This is a genomic window from Pseudomonas sp. WC1, from assembly GCF_050586565.1.
Lineage (GTDB): Bacteria > Pseudomonadota > Gammaproteobacteria > Pseudomonadales > Pseudomonadaceae > Aquipseudomonas.
In genome coordinates this window covers 67,634-84,433 of the sequence record NZ_JBOBDQ010000020.1, presented here as the reverse complement: position 1 = coordinate 84,433, position 16,800 = coordinate 67,634, and the positions used below count along the sequence as shown (strand labels likewise).

Sequence of the window (16,800 nt, the reverse complement as noted above, 5' to 3'; positions counted from 1 at the left end):
GCCTTCTAAACGCGTCATGCTTCGTCCTAGGAGAGAATGGCCATGTCAGTACCGGCCAATGAAACCGTGCTAGCCGTCAGCGGCCTGGGCAAGACCTACGCCCAGCCCGTGCTCGGCGATGTCACCCTCGAGCTGCGCGGCGGCGAGGTGCTGGCCCTGACCGGCGAGAACGGCGCGGGCAAGTCGACCCTGTCCAAGCTGATCAGCGGTTTGGAGATCCCCACCACCGGGCAGATGCTCTACCGCGGCCAGCCCTACGCCCCCGGCAGCCGCGCCGAGGCCGAACGCCTCGGCGTGCGCATGGTGATGCAGGAGCTCAACCTGCTGCCGACGCTGACCGTGGCCGAGAACCTGTTCCTTGACAACCTGCCCAGCCGCCTCGGCTGGATCAGCCAGAAGCGCCTGCGCCAGCTGGCCACCGCAGCCATGGCTCAGGTCGGCCTGGATGCCATCGACCCGGACACCCCTGTCGGCGAGCTGGGCATCGGCCACCAGCAGATGGTCGAGATCGCCCGCAACCTGATCGGCGACTGCCATGTGCTGATCTTCGACGAACCCACGGCCATGCTCACCGCCCGCGAGGTGGATCTGCTGTTCACCCAGATCGAACGCCTGCGCCAGCGCGGCGTGGCCATCGTGTATATCTCCCACCGCCTCGAAGAGCTGCAGCAAGTGGCCCAGCGTATCGCCGTGCTGCGCGATGGCAAGCTGGTGTGCGCCGAGCCGATCCAGCGCTACAACAGTGAGCAACTGGTCAACCTGATGGTCGGCCGCGAGCTGGGCGAGCATATCGACCTGGGCCAGCGCACGATCGGTGCGCCGCTGCTCAAGGTCGACGGGCTCAGCCGCGGCGACAAGGTACGCGAGGTGTCGTTCGAGGTCAGGGCAGGGGAGATCTTCGGTATCTCCGGCCTGATCGGTGCCGGGCGTACCGAGCTGCTGCGCCTGATCTACGGCGCCGACCGCGCCGACAGCGGCCAGGTCGCTCTCGGCCAGCCGCCAGTGCCGGTGACCATCGACTCGCCCAAGGCCGCGGTCAAGGCTGGCATTGCACTGATTACCGAGGACCGCAAGGGCGAAGGCCTGCTGCTTAGCCAGTCGATCAGTGCCAATATTGCCCTGGGCAACCTCGGCGCGGTGTCCCGTGCCGGCGTGCTCGACGCGGACGCCGAGCGTGAGCTGGCCGAGCGCCAGATCGGCGCCATGCGTATCCGCAGCGCCAGCCCCGCCCAGGCCGTGGGCGAGCTGTCCGGCGGCAACCAACAGAAGGTGGTGATTGGCCGCTGGCTGGAGCGTGATTGCCAGGTGCTGCTGTTCGATGAGCCGACCCGCGGCATCGATGTCGGCGCCAAGTTCGACATCTACGGCCTGCTTGCCGAGCTCGCCCGCCAGGGCAAGGCCCTGGTGGTGGTGTCCAGCGACCTGCGCGAGCTGATGCTGATCTGCGACCGCATCGCCGTGCTCTCGGCGGGCCGCCTGATCGACACCTTCGACCGTGACCACTGGACCCAGGACCAACTCCTCGCCGCCGCCTTCGCCGGCTACCAGAAACGTGACGCCCTGCTGCACGACGCAGCTCCCAGGATGGATGCATGAAAACCACAACAAACACCTCGGACGCCGCGCCAGTGCGCCGCAGCGGCACCTATTTCGGCCTGGGCACCTACCTGGGGCTGGCCGGGGCCTTGCTGGCGATGATCGTGCTGTTCTCGTTGCTGAGCAGCCATTTCCTGTCCTACGCCACCTTCAGCACCCTGGCCAACCAGATCCCCGACCTGATGGTGCTGGCGGTGGGCATGACCTTCGTGCTGATCATCGGCGGCATCGATCTGTCGGTCGGCTCGGTACTGGCCCTGGCGGCTTCGACCGTCAGCGTGGCGATCCTCGGCTGGGGCTGGAGCGTGCTGCCCGCCGCCTTGCTCGGCATGGCCGTGGCGGCCTTGGCCGGCACCGTCACCGGCAGCATCACCGTGGCCTGGCGCATCCCTTCGTTCATCGTCTCGCTGGGCGTGCTGGAGATGGCCCGTGGCCTGGCCTACCAGTTCACCGATTCGCGCACCGCGTACATCGGCGATGCCTTCGCCTGGTTCTCCAACCCGATCGCCTTCGGTATTTCCCCGGCTTTCATCATCGCCTTGCTGGTGATCGTGCTGGCCCAACTGGTGCTGACCCGTACCGTGTTCGGTCGCTACCTGATCGGTATCGGCACCAACGAAGAGGCTGTGCGCCTGGCCGGCATCGACCCACGCCCCTTCAAGATCCTGGTGTTCGCCCTGATGGGCGTGCTCGCGGGCCTCGCCGCGCTGTTCCAGATCTCGCGCCTGGAGGCCGCCGACCCCAATGCCGGCTCGGGCATGGAGCTGCAGGTGATCGCCGCCGTGGTGATCGGCGGCACCAGCCTGATGGGCGGGCGCGGCTCGGTCATCAGTACCTTCTTCGGTGTGCTGATCATCTCGGTGCTGGCCGCCGGGCTGGCCCAGATCGGCGCCTCGGAACCGACCAAACGCATCATCACCGGGGCGGTCATCGTCATCGCCGTGGTACTCGACACTTACCGCAGCCGGCGTGCGAGCCGGCGGAACTGAAACCATGGCAACCATCAAAGATGTCGCGGCACTGGCGGGTATTTCCTACACCACCGTGTCTCATGTACTGAACAAGACCCGTCCGGTCAGCGAGCACGTGCGGCTGAAGGTCGAGGCGGCGATCGCCGAACTCGACTACGTGCCCAGCGCCGTGGCCCGTTCGCTGAAGGCGCGCAGCACCGCCACCATCGGCCTGCTGGTGCCCAATAGCGTCAACCCCTACTTTGCCGAGTTGGCCCGGGGTATCGAGGATGCCTGCGAGCGCAACGGCTATTGCGTGATCCTGTGCAACTCCGATGACAACCCGCAGAAACAGCGCAGCTACCTGCGCGTGCTGCTGGAAAAGCGCATCGACGGCCTGATCGTCGCCTCGGTGGGCGAGGACCAGGACCTGCTCGACAGCCTCAGCGGCGTGCGCACGCCGATGGTCATCGTCGACCGGGCCCTGGAAGGCGTCGAGGCCGACCTGGTGCGGATCGACCACGAGCAGGGCGCCTACCTGGCCACCCGCCACCTGCTCGAACTCGGGCACCGCGAGATCGCCACCATCGGCGGGCCGGTGGACACTGGGGTCAGCCAGCTGCGCCTGGCCGGGTTCCGCCGGGCAATGGCCGAGGGCGGCGTGCGCGTTGCCCCGGGCCATGTGCTGCACAGCGATTTCACCAGCCTCGGCGGGCATGCCGCCGCGGCGCGCCTGCTCGATGGCGAGCGGCCCACGGCGATCTTCGCCGGCAACGACATGATCGGTTTCGGCGTGCTGCGTGCCGCCGCCGAACGCAATATCGACGTGCCGGGCGAGCTGTCGGTGATCGGCTTCGACGACATCGAACTGAGCCGCTATGTGTACCCGGCGCTGACCACGGTCGGCCAGTCGATCCGCGAGCTGGGTGAGAGCGCCGCCGGGCTGTTGCTGTCGCGCATCGTCACGCCACGCCGCGACGGCGCCGCCGAACAGCGCATCGTCGCCCCGCGCATCGTGCTGCGCGAATCCACCGGGCCACGCCCGGACCTGTTCAACGATTACCGTTAAGGAATACCCATGGATGCCAAGGTGGTAGTGGTCGGCAGCCTCAACATGGACCTGGTGGCCCGCGCCCAGCGCCTGCCCCGGGGAGGCGAGACCCTGACCGGCGACAGTTTCTTCACCGCGCCTGGCGGCAAGGGCGCCAACCAGGCCGTGGCTGTGGCCCGGCTGGGCGCCAGCGTGGCGATGGTCGGCAACGTCGGCGACGACGCCTATGGTCAGCAACTGCGCCAGGCGCTGCTCACCGAGGGCATCGATTGCCGGGGGGTGAGCGTGTGCCCGGGCGTGTCCAGCGGCGTGGCGCTGATCGTGGTGGATGCCGCCAGCCAGAACGCCATCGTCGTGATCCCCGGCGGCAATGGCCTGCTCAGCCCCGAGTCGGTAAGCCGTTTCGATGCACTGCTGCAGCGCGCCGAAGTGATCATCTGTCAGTTGGAGGTGCCCACGGCCACCGTGGCCTGGACCCTGGCCCGCGGCCGCGAGCTGGGCCGCACGGTGATCCTCAACCCGGCGCCGGCCAGCGGGCCACTGCCAGCGGAGTGGTACGCCTACATCGATTACCTGATCCCCAACGAGAGCGAAGCCGAGGCCCTGGCCGGGGTGCGGGTCAATGACCAGGAAAGTGCCCGCCGCGCGGCCGAGCGGCTACGCCAGTTGGGGGCAGGGAAGGTGATCGTCACCCTTGGCGGCGATGGCGCCTTGCTGGTCGACGCCACCGGCAGCCGGCACTTCCCGGCCCCACGGGTGCAGCCGGTGGACACCACGGCGGCCGGCGATACCTTTGTGGGCGGCTTTGCCGCCGGCCTGGCGCGGGGGTTGTCGGAAGATGAGGCGATCGGCTTCGGCCAGTGCGCCGCCGCATTGTCGGTAACCCGGGTCGGCGCGCAGCCGTCCATTCCCCTGTTGAAGGAGTTGGCGCCATGAAGAAGACGCCACTGCTGAACATCGCCCTGTCGCGGACCATTGCCGGGCTCGGCCATGGCGACATCCTGGTGATCGGCGACGCCGGCCTGCCAGTGCCGCCGGGGGTGGAGCTGATCGACCTGGCGCTGACGCCGGGTATCCCGGATTTTGCAAGCGTGTTGCGTGTGGTACTGAGCGAGATGCAGGTGGAGCGGCATGTGCTGGCTGATGAAGTGTTCCAGGCCCTGCCGCCGGGGTTGGCCGAGGTCGAGCGTTTGCATGCGGGCGGTGAGCTGGGCCAGCGCCAGGTGCTGAGCCATGCCGACTTCAAGACCCTGTGTCGCCAGGCCCGGGCCGTGGTGCGCACGGGGGAGTGCAAACCCTACAGCAATATTGCCCTGGTGGCTGGCGTGACTTTCTAGACCGAATGCGAGGGCTTGCGCCCTCGATCGCCGGCAAGCCGGCTCCCACAGGTTAGGCGCAACCTCGGGCTGCCTCTGTGGGAGCCGGCTTGCCGGCGAAAGGGCCGCAATGCGGCCCCTGTGAATCCATCCCCCTAGCAACAAGGAGTGCTGAATGTCCCTCAAGAACCTGCTCCAAGGAGCCGTCCTCATGTCCGCGCTGGCCGCGACTTCCCTCATGGCCGCGCCCCGCGACCTGATCATCGATACCGACCCCGGCGCCGACGACGTCGTGGCCCTGCTGCTGGCCATGGCCTCGCCCGAGGAACTGAAGATCCGCGCCATCACCACCGTGGCCGGCAACGTGCGCCTGGAGAAGACCTCGCGCAATGCTCGCCTGGCCCGTGAGTGGGCTGGCCGCGAAGAGATCCCGGTATACGCCGGGGCAGGGCGGCCGATGGTGCGTACGCCGATCTACGCCGCCAACGTTCACGGCGAGGAAGGCCTGACCGGCGTCCAGGTGCACGAGCCGAAAAAGCCGCTGGCCCAGGGCAACGCGGTGCAGTACCTGATCGACACCCTGAGCGCCGCCGAGCCTCACAGCATCACTGTCGCCATGCTCGGTCCGCAGACCAACCTGGCCCTGGCGCTGATCCAGAAGCCGGAGATCGTCAACGGCATCAAGGAAGTGGTGGTGATGGGCGGTGCCCATTTCAACGGCGGCAACATCACGCCGGCGGCGGAATTCAACCTGTTCGCCGACCCGCACGCCGCCGAGGTGGTGCTGGCCAGTGGCGTGAAGCTCACCTACCTGCCGCTGGACGTCACCCACAAGGTGCTCACCAGCGACGCGCGCCTCAAGCAGCTCGCCGCGGTCAACAACAATGCCAGCAAGCTGGTGGTGGACATCCTCAACGCCTACATCAAGTTCGACATGGACAACTACGGCATGCCCGGCGGCCCGGTGCACGACGCCAGCGTCATCGCCTACCTGCTCAAGCCTGAGCTGTTCAAGGGCCGTCAGGTGCACATGGTGGTCGACAGTCGAGAAGGCCCGACCTTCGGCCAGACCGTCGCCGACTGGTACGGCGTGCTCAAGCAGCCGGCCAATGTGATGTGGATCGAGGAGGGCGATGCCCAGGGCTTCTTCGACCTGCTCAGCGCCCGCCTGGCCCGATTGAAATAGTGTCGTGGTGCGCGTAGCGTTCGAACACCTGGTCGATGAAGCTGCGCGCCGCCTCGCTGCCACGATCGCGTACCAGCAGGTCGATGGCGATCAGCAATAGCTCTTCGGGGGTTCCCGGGCTGTAGGCGCTCTGGCCCTCGTCCCACTTGACCTTGATATCGGCGTCGATGCTGTGGCTGCTCATGGGGCGGTTCTCGCTTGGGCCTGGGTGATAGGTCGAATACCGCGTCCTGGCGTTCGAAGGGGAGGTGTTTCATGCTCCACTTCTTGCAGTAAATCATGCCTTTGCGCAACCGGATCTGCGACTTAGGCATAAGCCACGCGTCTGGCCGAACCTGCGGTTCGGTGCAAAATCCGGTGACGATTGCGTTTCGCATCCCCTGGCCGAGTCAGGCAGAATCTCGGGTTTTGCAACAAAACGTTGGTGAAACTGTCGCATAAGGCAGTTCCCGGATCGATTTAGGAGGATTCATGTTCCGTACCCGCGCTTCCCTGGCGACCCTGCTGGTGGCTACCATCCTGGCAGGTTGCAGCACCGGTGGCTCTTCGGGCGCTAGCGCCCCTGCCGCCCCGGCCGGCAATGACGGCCGCTGCGAAGCCAGTGGCGCCGATTTCACCGTCGGCAAGCCGGCCAGCGCCGAGCTGCTCGAGCAGGCGCGCAAGGCCAGCGGCTCGCAGATGGCACGCATCCTCAAGCCGCACGATATGATCACCCTGGAGTACCGCTCCGAGCGGTTGAACCTGAATGTCGATGACAAGGGTGTGGTGACTCGCGTCAACTGCGGCTGATTGCCCGCACGCGGTCACCTGGCGCGGGCTGGCCCGCGCCTTCCTGTGCTCACGCCACGGTCGCCGGTTTGCGCCGTCCTTCGCTGGCGAACATCCTCTCTCCCAATGCGCGGGCGGTTCGCAGATGCCGTGCCGGATCCTGCCCTTCGCTGTCGTCCAGCAACGTCGAACTCAACACCCGAGCGCCGCAATAATCGAAGATGCCGTGCTCGATCTGCACGCGCATGGCCTCGCCGTAGCCGTGCCGCTCGAAAGTGCCGGCATCGGCCCCGGCAACGCCAATCAGGTGCGCAGTCAAACCGTGCAGGCGCTTTGTGGTACTACCGTCCGCAGCCTGGTAGAAGGCCCAGCCATTGCTGAACACACGCTCGACCCAGCCCTTGAGCAGGGCCGGGAGCGACCACCAGTAGATGGGATAGACCAGCACCACGGTGTCGGCGCGTTCGATGCGCGCCTGCTCGGCCAGCACATCGGCCGGCGGCGGCCCCAGGCGGCGGTGCACGGCGTGGTCGGCCAGGTTGAAACGGGGGTCGAATCCTTCACGGGCCAGGTCGGCGAACTCGCTGGTGTGGCCCGCCGCGCGCAGCCCTTCAGCGAGCTGCTCAGCAAGGGCATGAGTGAGGGAGGCGGGGTCGTGGTGACCGATGACGATCAGGGCATGCATGGTGGAGTCTCCAGAATCAGGATGCGAGTGCGTCGGGAGCGTTATATACTCCCAGTAAGTTACGATTGGTAAGTTACTTTTGGTAGGTAATCAATGTCAAGCGAGGAAAAGACCACGCCGCGCAAACGCCTGTCCCGCGAGGAGCGTCGCCGGCAACTGCTCGATGTGGCCTGGCAACTGGTACGCGAGGAAGGCACCGATGCCCTGAGCCTGGGGCGCTTGGCCGATCAGGCGGGGGTGACCAAGCCGGTGGTGTATGACCACTTCGAAACCCGCAACGGATTGTTGCTGGCGCTGTACCAGGAGTACGACGCGCGACAGACGGCGATGCTCGACACGGCCCTGGCCGGTTGTCCGACGGACCTGCGGGGGCGGGCCTGGGTGATCGCTGAGGCCTATGTCGACTGCGTGGCGACCCAAGGGCGCGAGATCCCCGGTGTCAGCGCCGCATTGGCAGGCTCGCCGGAGCTCGAGGCGCTCAAGCGGGGCTATGAAGGACCTTTCATGGACAAATGCCGGGAAGCCTTGGCGCCCTTCGCGGCGGGCGGCGATATCGGCGTGGCCGGCCTGTGGGTGCTGGTGGGGGCGGCGGATGCGCTGTCCCTGGCGGCGGCGGCCGGCGAGTTGGCCGCCGAGGCCGCCAAGCGCGAGTTGCAGGCGACCATCGTGGCGATGGTCCTGCGTCAGTAGCTGGCGGTGCGAGGTGGACCAGCGATCAAGCCGGCAGGCTCTGGTACGTCTGCTCCTCGCCGGGGCTGCGGGCGAACTGGCGCTTGTACTCGCGGCTGAACTGCGAGGTGCTCTGGTAGCCCACCCGATGCGCCACCTGGGCCACGCCCAGGCCTTCGCCGATCAGCATCTGTTGCGCCTTGAGCAGGCGCAGGCGCTTGAGGTACTGCATCGGCGCCAGGTCGGTGCAGCGCTTGAAGTGCTCATGGAAGGTCGACACGCTCATGTTCGCCCGGCCGGCCAGTTCATCCACCCCCAGCGGCTCGGCGTAGTGCTCGCGCAGGTAGGCCAGGGCCGAGGCGATCCGGGCAAAATGCCCCTGTTGTTCGACCAGTGCCCGCAGCACCCCGGCCTGAGGGCCGCGCAGCGCGGTGTAGAGCACCTCTCGCACCCGCGCCGGCCCCAGCACCCTGGCGTCCAGCGGGTCCTGCAGGCACTGCAGCAGGCGCTCGACACTCTCGCGCATGGCCGTGTCCAAGGCTGCCGAGGTCATCGACTGCGGAGTCTGTACCTGAACCGCGGCATCCGGCCCCAGGTTCATGGCTTGCACCAGTTCGCCGAGCATGGCGCGATCGATGTCCACCGCCACACCCAGCAGCGGCGCCTCGGGTGTGGCGAAGGTCTCGCAGAGGAACGGCACCGACAGCGCCTGCACCAGATAATGCCCGGCGCTGTACTCCAGGGTTCGCGGGCCCAGGCGCGCAAGCTTGCTGCCCTGGGCGACGATGATCAGGCTGGGTTCGTAGATCTGCGGGCTGCTGGCCACGTAGTGGTCCCAGGTCAGGACCTGGACCTGGGGCAGGGCAGTGGGCACGAACCCCGGGCGCGTGGCGAGGGTGCGGATCAGTGAGCAGAGCGTGGCATTGGCATCCACGTGGCAAGTCAGGTGCATGGCGAAACCGGGCAGAGAATCGGACACTGTCATCTTCGCAGATTCGATGGCTTGCGCCAGAGGGTAGCAGGCAGGTCCGGAGAATCAGGCATGCATGCCGGAGAATCGGCCGTGGCCGGGGCGGGACAGGCTGCGCACAATGCGCCGCCTGAAACGTTTCACCTGAGAGAGGTCCGCATGTACACCGCCATCGGCTACGCCGCCCAGTCCCCCACCAGCGCCCTGGCGCCCATGACCTTCCAGCGTCGCAGCCCACGGGTCGACGATGTCGCCATCGAGATCCTCTACTGTGGCGTGTGTCACTCCGATATCCATCAGGCCCGCAACGAGTGGGGCATCGCCGTCTACCCGCTGATGCCGGGCCACGAGATCGTCGGTCGGGTCACCGCGGTTGGTGCGCAGGTCAGCCGCTACCAGGTGGGCGATCTGGTCGGGGTCGGCTGCATGGTCGACGCCTGCCGTCACTGCGAAGCCTGCCGCCAGGGCGTGGAGCAATACTGCCTGGAAGGCCCGACCATGACCTACGCCACCCCCGACCGGGTTGATGGCAGCAATACCATGGGCGGCTACTCCAGCAGCATCGTGGTCAGCGAGCATTTCGTCCTGCGCATTCCCCAAGGCCTCGACCTGGCCAGCGCGGCGCCGATCCTCTGCGCCGGCATCACCACCTACTCGCCGCTCAAGCACCATGGTGTTGGCCCGGGGCACAAGGTCGGCGTGCTGGGCATGGGCGGGCTGGGCCACATGGGCATCAAGCTCGCCAAGGCGCTGGGGGCGCATGTCACGCTGTTCACCCGTTCCGCGGCCAAGGCCGAGGAGGCGCGGCGCCAGGGGGCAGATGAAGTGATCGTGTCCACCGACGCCGAACAGATGCGCGCCGCGGCCGGCCGTTTCGACTTCCTGCTCGACACCATCCCTGTCCAGCACGACCTCAACCCCTACCTCGAAACCCTGCGGTTCGATGGCGTGCATATCCTGGTCGGCTTGATCGAGCCGGTCGACCCGCCGCTGCATGCGGCCAATCTGGTGATGAAGCGTCGGGTGCTGGCCGGCTCGCTGATCGGTGGTGTCGCAGAAACCCAGGAGGTGCTCGACTTCTGCGCCGAGCACGGGATCAGCTGTGATATCGAGATGCTCGACATCCGCAACATCAACCAGGCCTACGAGCGGATGATCGCGGGCGATGTGAAATACCGTTTCGTCATCGACATGGCCACGTTGAAGGCCTGAGCCGACAGGGCGCCGCTGACGCGGCGCATCGCTGGCAAGCCAGCTCCCACCTCGCCCGCGCAGTTCTTGAGTCTTGCGCTATCCCTGTGGGAGCTGGCTTGCCAGCGATGAGGTCTTTGAAGGCAGTCTGCCCACACACCGGCACGGCCCATTATCTGAGGGGGGCCGCATATGCCTGGCGCAGGTCGACGCCCCAACCATCGAGCACGGCCTTGACGTTGTCGGCCGTCATCACCTGGCGGTCGTTCTCCAGCGGCACGCCAGTGCCTGCGAGCATCGCCTCGCCCACCACTCGCCCGCTTGTGCCGGCTTCGAACGACAGTTCGGTGGCGATTTCGCTGTCCCGGTCGCGCATCCCCACGGCACTGCTTACTCCAGCCGCGACCAGGGTGATCGGCAGCCACTCGTAGTACCGCAGGCTTTGTGCGTCGGCGCTGATGCGGGTAATGGCCGGCCTGACAACCAGCGTGTTCGGGCCAGGGGTATCCACTACCTTCATCACCTTGCCTATTTCCTTGCGCAGTACCGCGTCGTAGTAGTGGCTGATCGAGGCGAGGGCAGCCTGGGGAATACGCGGGCTCGGTTCGGGAGTCGGGTAGAAGCGGCTGGGCGCCAGGTAGACCTCGATATAGCGCCCCCGTGGCCACTTCGGGTCGGCCCAGCTCAGTACGGTACCGCCAGACGGCGCCTGGTGCGGGGTGAGCAGGCCATAGTCCTTGAGAAACCCGGCCGGTGCCGGCTTGTGGCTGCTGCATGCCGAGAGGCTCAGGGTGCTGGTCAGCATGACCGTCAGCAGATGCCGCCGGCTCATGGGCGGCGCTCCTCTTGCGCGGCGGCCTGCCAGGCTTGAGTCGGGGGCGCGTCCTGTGAGGCCTGGATCTGCAACTTGCCATGTGCCATCAACCAGTGGACCAGTTCACGGATGGGCACGGTATGGCTGTATTCAACCCATTCGCCACAGCCTGGATCGTAGTGCTCGAAGTAGCGCCGCAGGGTGATGTAGCCCAGGTCGTCCGCCAGGCCCAGGCTCTCCTGCTGCACGATCAGGGAGCCCGTCTGGCCGCGGCTGGTGTGGCGCTGGCTGAGGATCAGGGGGGCGCAACCTTCTTGCACATCGGTGCTGTTGCGGCTGTCGGCTATCTTCATGGGGAGCCCTCGGCGAATGGAAGGCCCGCAGGGTGCAGGGTAATGTTTGCCAGGTGATGTCCGAATCGTGTCACTCGTGACGAAATGTTGCCCGATTGAAATAAATGACCCGGGCGGCGCAATGGTTTTAGATACGCCTTTTTTCCGGACCTGTACCACCGTGAGCAGACTGCTGATCGTCGATGACGATGTGGAAATCCTCGCCCTGCTGAAGCAGTTCTTCGTCCAGCAGGGTTACGAGGTGGACCTGGCCGCCGAAGGCCAGGCGATGTGGGCGGCCATCGAGCGCCAGCGCCCGGATGCGATCATCCTTGACCTGATGCTGCCGGGCGAGGGCGGCCTGAGCCTGTGCCAGAAACTGCGTGCGCAGGTCGGGGTGCCGATCATCATGCTCACCGCCATGGCCGAGCTGAGCGATCGCATCATCGGCCTGGAGCTGGGCGCCGACGACTACCTGACCAAACCTTTCGACCCGCGCGAACTGCTGGCCCGCCTGCGCGCCGTGCAGCGCCGTGCCGGCGAGCAGGCCCCGCGCGGCGAGGCGGCCAGGCCGGTGATCGGCTTCGCTGGTTGGCACCTGGATGTCACTTGCCGCGAGCTGCGCTCGCCCGAGCAGGTGATGATCCCGCTGTCTGGCGCAGAGTTCGACCTGCTTGTGGTGTTCCTTGAACACCCGCAGCGCATCCTCACCCGTGAACAACTGATCGATCTGACCCGTGGCCATGGTCACGACGCCTACGACCGCAGCATCGATGTGCAGGTCAGCCGGCTGCGGCGCAAGATAGAGCCCGACAGCAAGCGCCCGGACCTCATCCGCACCGTGCGCAATGGCGGCTACCTGTTCAGCGCCAAGGTGACCCGCTCGTGATCCGTCGTCTGCTGGGCCGCGACACCCTGCGCAAGCGGATTGCCCTGACCATCTTCGTCGCGTTGCTGGCCTCGCTGGCGTTCAACGCCTTGTTCGTCCAGCTTGCCGGCAGCTGGGCGCGTCCGCCCATCGAGCGCACCGGCCTGCTCGATCAGATCGCCGTGACCGCCCATATGATCGAGACCGCGCCGCCAGCGTTGCGGGGGCAACTGGCCGAGGCTGCGAGCACGCCGACGTTGCGGGTAAGGTGGAGCACACGACGCGCAGACTTCGGCTTGCCGGGGCCGGGCGTGCCGCTCAATTCCGGGCAGGTGCCGGCGATGGCGCAACTGCTGGGCCCTTCACGCCCGATCGAGGTATACAACCCGGGCGACTGGCCTGATGGCAGCGCCGATGCGCACTATGTGGCGCTGGTCGGGCTGGATGATGACAGTTGGCTGCTGTTCGTGCCGCCGGAGCGCAGTTGGGGCATGAGCGCTCCGGCACGGCTGGTGGTGGTCATCGGGCTGGGGCTGGTGGCGACCCTGCTGGTGGCCTGGCTTGCCACCCGTCAGCTGGCCGCGCCGCTGCAACGCTTCGCGAACGCGGCGCGGCGCTTCGGCGGCGATCTGCAGGCGCCGCCCATCGCCATCGAAGGCCCCGAGGAAATCCGCCAGGCGATCATCGCCTTCAACACCATGCAGGCGCAGATCCAGCACTTCATTCGCGAGCGTACCCATATGCTGGCGGCCATCTCCCACGACCTGCGCGCCCCGTTGACACGCATGCGCCTGCGCAGCGAGTTCATGGAAGACCTGGACCACAAGCACAAGCTGATCCGCGATGTGGAGGAGATGCAGAGCATGATCAACGAGGCCCTGGCGTTCTTTCGCGAAGGCACGCAGCTTGAGCAGCGCACGGCCTACGACCTGTCGGAGCTTTTGCAGACCCTGGTCGACGACTACCGCGACCAGCAGCTTGCCGTCGCCTTCAAGGGCCCGGCGCACCTGGTGCATGACGGCCGTCCACTGGCGACTAAACGGGTGATCGTCAACCTATTGGAAAACGCCATGAAGTATGCCCGCGAGCCGCAGATCATCCTGAGTCACGCCGGGCACCTGATCGTCATCGAAGTAGGCGACCGCGGGCCGGGCATCCCCGAAGAGGCCTTGCAGCGGGTGTTCGACCCGTTCTACCGGCTGGAAGGCTCGCGCAACCGCGACACCGGCGGCGTGGGCCTGGGGCTTTCGGCGGCCCGTGCCAGCGTGCGCGAGCAAGGCGGTGAGCTGACCCTGCGCAACCGCAGCGGCGGCGGGCTGGTGGCCCGGGTCGAACTGCCCGATGGGCGCTGAGCGGGTCAGTACACCCAGACTTCGACGCGACGATTGCGCAGGCGCCCCTGTTGCAGATCGTTACCGGCTACCGGCAGTTCGTCGCCCATCCCCGTCACGTCCCTGGCCTGGACCCCGGTCCGGGCCAATTCGCGACGTACCGCCATGGCCCGCAGCCGCGACAGCAGGGCGGCGCGCCCTGGTGTCTCCTTGGGGTCGCCGAAACCCACCAGCACCACCTTGCCCTGCAGTTTGCCGGCCTGACGCAGGTAGTCGCCGACCCGTTGCACATCGCGCAGGGCCTTGTTGTCGAGGCTGGCGCTGCCTTCCTGGAAGCGGAAGTTGACGCTCAGGCGTTGCGCTTCGCTGGCCAGTGCCCGGTAGCGCGGCGGCATGTCGGCCTGGGCCGGTACCGGCTGTGGCTTGACCTGCTGGGAGACGAACCCCTGGTCGGCGACGATCGCCTGTCCGGCGGGGCTTTGGGCGAACTCTGCCAGGGCCCTGGCCTGGGGCGTGGCGTGGGCGGGCAGGTAGAAGAACAGGCGCCGCGACAGCGGGTAGTCTTCGCTGGCCACCAAGGCGCGGCTGGGGAGCAGGGCAGGCGCGTCACCCTCGGCCACCGCCAGCACCTTGGCCTGGTGGACCGTGCCCAGGCCGCTGAAGCCGATGGCCTGGCGGTCGGCCATGACCTGGGCGGCCAGCGCATCGGCGGATTCGAAGCGACGCGCCTGGGTGGCCAGCGCCTGGTTGTGCGGGGCAAGCACCAGGGCCTTGAAGGTCTCGAAGGTGCCGGAGTGGTCGTCGCGGGCATACAGGTGGATCGCCCCGCCGGGCACGCCCAGCTGTTCCCAGCGCTGCACCCGCCCTGAAAACACCTGCGCCAATTGCCCGGTGGTCAGTTGCGCGAGGGGGTTGTCCGGGTGGGTGATCACCGCCACGCCATCCAGGGCGATGACCTGCTCCGAGCCCGCGCCGCGCAGGTTGCCCAGGGCCTGCAACTGTTGTACCTCGCTGTCACTGATCGGTCGCGAGGCTGCGGCCAGGTCCGCTTCGCCCCGTGCCAGTGCGGCGAAGCCCGTGCTGGTGCCGTGGGCGGCGATGTCGACACGCAGGGGCAGGCCGTTGCGATCGACAGCGTGAAGCGTGGTCTCGTTGGCGGAGGCACCAGGCTGGCGCTCGATAGCGCTCGCGCCTTGCGCTTGCAACAGGCCCCGCACCAAGGCTGGGCCAAGCGCGGCGCCGATGGTGTTGGAGCCCTGGATGCGCAGTTGCGCCGGCGCGGCGCAGGCCAGGCCGGCAAGCAGGCACAGCAATAGGGGGAGCAGGCGAGGCATGCCGAAGACCTGTGGCACAGAGTTGCACCGCAGATTACGACAGTTGTTTGACCAAAAAATGACAGGTCTGGCTCCCGCAGCAGCCAAGCGCGCTGCTGCGGGATCTGTACCCGCGACCAGGCTCAGCGTGCTTCAGGCACGATGATGCTCGCCGGCGCCTCGGCCGCCCGACGGCGCGCCACGCAGTAGTACAGCACGCTGGGTACCACCAGACCGATCAGCCACGACACGTCCACACCGCCCAGGTGCGCGACCATGGGTCCGGTGTACAGCTTGGTGTCGATGAACGGCATCTGCACCAGCACGCCGAAGGTGTACACGCCGATGCCTGGCCAGTTCCAGCGCCCGTAGCGGCCATCCGGGTCGGCCAGTGCCGGAATGTCATAGCGCTCCTTGGTGATGAAGTAGTAGTCCACCAGGTTCACCGCGCTCCAGGGCACGAAGAAGGTCAGCAGGAACAGGATGAACGACTTGAACGCGCTGAGGAACGAATGCTGCCCGAGCAGCGCGACCAGGGTCGCCGCGCCGACGATGCCGAGCACGAACACCAGGCGCTGCATGCGGCTGATCTGCAGGTGGCCACGAAAGCCGCTGATGATCGTGGCGATGCACATGAAGCTGCCGTAGCTGTTGAGAGTCGAGATGGTCACCTTGCCGAAGGCGATACAGAAGTACAGCAGCGCCGCCGTGCTGCCGGCACCCCCCAGGCCGACGATGTAGGCCACCTCGCGGCCGGAGAACTGGCCACCGGCGATGGCTGCGGCGAACACGCCGAGGATCATCGAGGCCTGGGCGCCGAGCACCGAGCCCAGGCCGGCGGCGAGGAAGGTCTTGAGTGGCGAGGTATGGCTGGGCAGGTAGCGCGAGTAGTCGGCCACGTAAGGGCCGAAGGCAATCTGCCAGGAGGCGGCCAGCGACACCGCGAGCAGGAAGCTGGCCCAGCTGAAGTGGCGATTGTCGAGCAACTGGCCGATATCGGCCAGCATCAGGATGCGACTGAACAGGTAGACGAAGGCGATGATCCCCAGCACGCTGGCCACGCGGCCGATCCAGTGAATCACCCGGTAGCCGGCCAGGGTCGCGAGCACGATCACCCCGGCGAAGATCAGGATGCCGGCGCTGTCGCTGATGCTCAGCAACTGGCCGATGGCTTGGCCGGACAGCACCGTGCCGGTGGCGGTAAAGCCCAGGTACATCAGGCACACCAGGGCCATGGGAATGGCCGCGCCGTACACGCCGAACTGCACGCGGCTGGAAATCATCTGCGGCAGCCCCAGGCGCGGACCCTGGGCGGCATGCAGGGCCATCACCGCGCCGCCGACCAGTTGCCCGAGCAAAAGGCCGATCAACGACCAGAACACGTCGCCGCCCAGCACCACGGCCAGGGCGCCGGTGACGATCGCGGTAATCTGCAGGTTGGCTCCCAGCCACAGGGTGAATTGGCTGTAGACGCGTCCATGGCGCTCAGACTCGGGGATGTAGTCGATCGAGCGGCGCTCGATCACGGGTTTGCTGGACATCGGGGAGGCTCCGCTTCGTTGTTTTTGTGAAAGGCGGCGGCTATCGGCGGGACGCAGGGCGGATGGCCGAAGCCCGATATGAGCATGTATATACAAGTCTGGTCAAGTGAAGCTTGCGCAGGGTGATCGCGTGCTTTTGCCGGCCATCACAGCCGACTGTTACACAAGGCTGGTACGCAACTGTGCTGGTCCGCGGCGGCGTGATGCCGGTATGCTGTA

At 66.8% G+C, this 16,800-nt stretch carries 18 protein-coding genes; 11 read left to right on the top strand and 7 right to left on the bottom strand.

Annotation, left to right across the window (positions count from 1 at the left end; all coding sequences use genetic code 11):
* Positions 1 to 42 precede the first annotated feature (42 nt).
* The 6 genes from ACQ4OD_RS11900 to ACQ4OD_RS11875 all read left to right on the top strand — a co-directional run bounded on the left by ACQ4OD_RS11900 (position 43) and on the right by ACQ4OD_RS11875 (position 6,099).
* Positions 43 to 1,596: a sugar ABC transporter ATP-binding protein gene (locus ACQ4OD_RS11900; protein WP_198755697.1), complete on the top strand. Its 1,554-nt coding sequence runs from the start codon at positions 43 to 45 to the stop codon at positions 1,594 to 1,596.
* Positions 1,593 to 2,585, top strand: coding sequence for an ABC transporter permease (locus tag ACQ4OD_RS11895; protein ID WP_110704607.1), 993 nt, complete (start codon positions 1,593 to 1,595; stop codon positions 2,583 to 2,585). Before ACQ4OD_RS11900 ends, ACQ4OD_RS11895 begins: the two co-directional genes overlap by 4 nt.
* Positions 2,586 to 2,589: 4 nt before the next feature.
* Positions 2,590 to 3,615, top strand: a complete 1,026-nt coding sequence (locus tag ACQ4OD_RS11890; protein WP_102682860.1) for a LacI family DNA-binding transcriptional regulator — start codon at positions 2,590 to 2,592, stop codon at positions 3,613 to 3,615.
* Between the two features lie 9 nt (positions 3,616 to 3,624).
* A complete protein-coding gene (gene rbsK, locus ACQ4OD_RS11885; protein WP_102682859.1) occupies positions 3,625 to 4,533 on the top strand; it encodes a ribokinase in 909 nt (302 codons plus the stop codon).
* Positions 4,530 to 4,934 carry a D-ribose pyranase gene (rbsD, locus tag ACQ4OD_RS11880; protein ID WP_110704609.1) on the top strand — a complete coding sequence of 135 codons (405 nt, stop codon included), beginning with the start codon at positions 4,530 to 4,532 and terminating at the stop codon, positions 4,932 to 4,934. The genes rbsK and rbsD overlap by 4 nt, the downstream gene beginning before the upstream one ends.
* 154 nt (positions 4,935 to 5,088) lie before the next feature.
* Positions 5,089 to 6,099, top strand: a complete 1,011-nt coding sequence (locus ACQ4OD_RS11875) for a nucleoside hydrolase (protein ID WP_102682857.1) — start codon at positions 5,089 to 5,091, stop codon at positions 6,097 to 6,099.
* Here ACQ4OD_RS11875 and ACQ4OD_RS11870 read toward each other — a convergent pair.
* Positions 6,071 to 6,283 carry a hypothetical protein gene (locus tag ACQ4OD_RS11870; RefSeq protein ID WP_023632517.1) on the bottom strand — a complete coding sequence of 71 codons (213 nt, stop codon included), beginning with the start codon at positions 6,281 to 6,283 and terminating at the stop codon, positions 6,071 to 6,073. The two genes, ACQ4OD_RS11875 and ACQ4OD_RS11870, sit on opposite strands and share 29 nt — an antisense overlap.
* A 287-nt stretch (positions 6,284 to 6,570) precedes the next feature.
* On the opposite strand from ACQ4OD_RS11870, the gene ACQ4OD_RS11865 reads away from it, so the two are divergent.
* On the top strand, positions 6,571 to 6,888 hold the full coding sequence (locus ACQ4OD_RS11865; protein ID WP_198755147.1) for an I78 family peptidase inhibitor: 318 nt from the start codon (positions 6,571 to 6,573) through the stop codon (positions 6,886 to 6,888).
* 49 nt (positions 6,889 to 6,937) lie between these two features.
* On the opposite strand, the gene ACQ4OD_RS11860 is transcribed toward ACQ4OD_RS11865, so the two are convergent.
* Positions 6,938 to 7,552, bottom strand: coding sequence for an NAD(P)H-dependent oxidoreductase (locus tag ACQ4OD_RS11860; RefSeq protein WP_430944342.1), 615 nt, complete (start codon positions 7,550 to 7,552; stop codon positions 6,938 to 6,940).
* Positions 7,553 to 7,645: 93 nt separating this feature from the next.
* Between ACQ4OD_RS11860 and ACQ4OD_RS11855 the strand changes: the two genes are divergently transcribed.
* Entirely contained in the window at positions 7,646 to 8,242 is a 597-nt protein-coding gene (locus ACQ4OD_RS11855; protein ID WP_430944341.1) for a TetR/AcrR family transcriptional regulator, read from the top strand.
* A 25-nt stretch (positions 8,243 to 8,267) separates the two neighbouring features.
* Here the strand turns inward: ACQ4OD_RS11855 and ACQ4OD_RS11850 are convergent, their stop codons facing one another.
* Positions 8,268 to 9,173: an AraC family transcriptional regulator N-terminal domain-containing protein gene (locus tag ACQ4OD_RS11850; RefSeq protein ID WP_430944343.1), complete on the bottom strand. Its 906-nt coding sequence runs from the start codon at positions 9,171 to 9,173 to the stop codon at positions 8,268 to 8,270.
* A gap of 177 nt (positions 9,174 to 9,350) precedes the next feature.
* Between ACQ4OD_RS11850 and ACQ4OD_RS11845 the strand changes: the two genes are divergently transcribed.
* Positions 9,351 to 10,403 (top strand): NAD(P)-dependent alcohol dehydrogenase, encoded by a 1,053-nt coding sequence (locus tag ACQ4OD_RS11845; protein WP_430944340.1) that lies wholly within the window; start codon positions 9,351 to 9,353, stop codon positions 10,401 to 10,403.
* Positions 10,404 to 10,554: 151 nt separating this feature from the next.
* Here the strand turns inward: ACQ4OD_RS11845 and ACQ4OD_RS11840 are convergent, their stop codons facing one another.
* Both ACQ4OD_RS11840 and ACQ4OD_RS11835 read right to left on the bottom strand, forming a co-directional pair.
* Positions 10,555 to 11,214 carry a DUF3313 domain-containing protein gene (locus tag ACQ4OD_RS11840; RefSeq protein WP_430944339.1) on the bottom strand — a complete coding sequence of 220 codons (660 nt, stop codon included), beginning with the start codon at positions 11,212 to 11,214 and terminating at the stop codon, positions 10,555 to 10,557.
* A complete protein-coding gene (locus tag ACQ4OD_RS11835; protein ID WP_139670316.1) occupies positions 11,211 to 11,549 on the bottom strand; it encodes a hypothetical protein in 339 nt (112 codons plus the stop codon). Before ACQ4OD_RS11835 ends, ACQ4OD_RS11840 begins: the two co-directional genes overlap by 4 nt.
* Before the next feature lie 121 nt (positions 11,550 to 11,670).
* Between ACQ4OD_RS11835 and ACQ4OD_RS11830 the strand changes: the two genes are divergently transcribed.
* Both ACQ4OD_RS11830 and ACQ4OD_RS11825 read left to right on the top strand, forming a co-directional pair.
* On the top strand, positions 11,671 to 12,417 hold the full coding sequence (locus ACQ4OD_RS11830) for a response regulator (protein WP_139670318.1): 747 nt from the start codon (positions 11,671 to 11,673) through the stop codon (positions 12,415 to 12,417).
* Complete coding sequence (locus ACQ4OD_RS11825) at positions 12,414 to 13,748, top strand: ATP-binding protein (RefSeq protein ID WP_139670320.1); 1,335 nt, start codon at positions 12,414 to 12,416, stop codon at positions 13,746 to 13,748. The genes ACQ4OD_RS11830 and ACQ4OD_RS11825 overlap by 4 nt, the downstream gene beginning before the upstream one ends.
* Before the next feature lie 5 nt (positions 13,749 to 13,753).
* On the opposite strand, the gene ACQ4OD_RS11820 is transcribed toward ACQ4OD_RS11825, so the two are convergent.
* Positions 13,754 to 15,061, bottom strand: a complete 1,308-nt coding sequence (locus ACQ4OD_RS11820) for a substrate-binding domain-containing protein (RefSeq protein ID WP_198755142.1) — start codon at positions 15,059 to 15,061, stop codon at positions 13,754 to 13,756.
* A 122-nt stretch (positions 15,062 to 15,183) separates the two neighbouring features.
* Positions 15,184 to 16,581: a purine-cytosine permease family protein gene (locus ACQ4OD_RS11815; RefSeq protein ID WP_198755141.1), complete on the bottom strand. Its 1,398-nt coding sequence runs from the start codon at positions 16,579 to 16,581 to the stop codon at positions 15,184 to 15,186.
* Positions 16,582 to 16,800 lie beyond the last annotated feature (219 nt).

Coding starts and splice junctions, on each gene's coding strand:
- ACQ4OD_RS11900 (WP_198755697.1), top strand. CDS start 43: ATGTCAGTACCGGCCAATGAAACCGTGCTAGCCGTCAGCGGCCTGGGC.
- ACQ4OD_RS11895 (WP_110704607.1), top strand. CDS start 1,593: ATGAAAACCACAACAAACACCTCGGACGCCGCGCCAGTGCGCCGCAGC.
- ACQ4OD_RS11890 (WP_102682860.1), top strand. CDS start 2,590: ATGGCAACCATCAAAGATGTCGCGGCACTGGCGGGTATTTCCTACACC.
- rbsK (WP_102682859.1), top strand. CDS start 3,625: ATGGATGCCAAGGTGGTAGTGGTCGGCAGCCTCAACATGGACCTGGTG.
- rbsD (WP_110704609.1), top strand. CDS start 4,530: ATGAAGAAGACGCCACTGCTGAACATCGCCCTGTCGCGGACCATTGCC.
- ACQ4OD_RS11875 (WP_102682857.1), top strand. CDS start 5,089: ATGTCCCTCAAGAACCTGCTCCAAGGAGCCGTCCTCATGTCCGCGCTG.
- ACQ4OD_RS11870 (WP_023632517.1), bottom strand. CDS start 6,283: ATGAGCAGCCACAGCATCGACGCCGATATCAAGGTCAAGTGGGACGAG.
- ACQ4OD_RS11865 (WP_198755147.1), top strand. CDS start 6,571: ATGTTCCGTACCCGCGCTTCCCTGGCGACCCTGCTGGTGGCTACCATC.
- ACQ4OD_RS11860 (WP_430944342.1), bottom strand. CDS start 7,552: ATGCATGCCCTGATCGTCATCGGTCACCACGACCCCGCCTCCCTCACT.
- ACQ4OD_RS11855 (WP_430944341.1), top strand. CDS start 7,646: ATGTCAAGCGAGGAAAAGACCACGCCGCGCAAACGCCTGTCCCGCGAG.
- ACQ4OD_RS11850 (WP_430944343.1), bottom strand. CDS start 9,173: ATGCACCTGACTTGCCACGTGGATGCCAATGCCACGCTCTGCTCACTG.
- ACQ4OD_RS11845 (WP_430944340.1), top strand. CDS start 9,351: ATGTACACCGCCATCGGCTACGCCGCCCAGTCCCCCACCAGCGCCCTG.
- ACQ4OD_RS11840 (WP_430944339.1), bottom strand. CDS start 11,214: ATGAGCCGGCGGCATCTGCTGACGGTCATGCTGACCAGCACCCTGAGC.
- ACQ4OD_RS11835 (WP_139670316.1), bottom strand. CDS start 11,549: ATGAAGATAGCCGACAGCCGCAACAGCACCGATGTGCAAGAAGGTTGC.
- ACQ4OD_RS11830 (WP_139670318.1), top strand. CDS start 11,671: ATGGTTTTAGATACGCCTTTTTTCCGGACCTGTACCACCGTGAGCAGA.
- ACQ4OD_RS11820 (WP_198755142.1), bottom strand. CDS start 15,061: ATGCCTCGCCTGCTCCCCCTATTGCTGTGCCTGCTTGCCGGCCTGGCC.
- ACQ4OD_RS11815 (WP_198755141.1), bottom strand. CDS start 16,581: ATGTCCAGCAAACCCGTGATCGAGCGCCGCTCGATCGACTACATCCCC.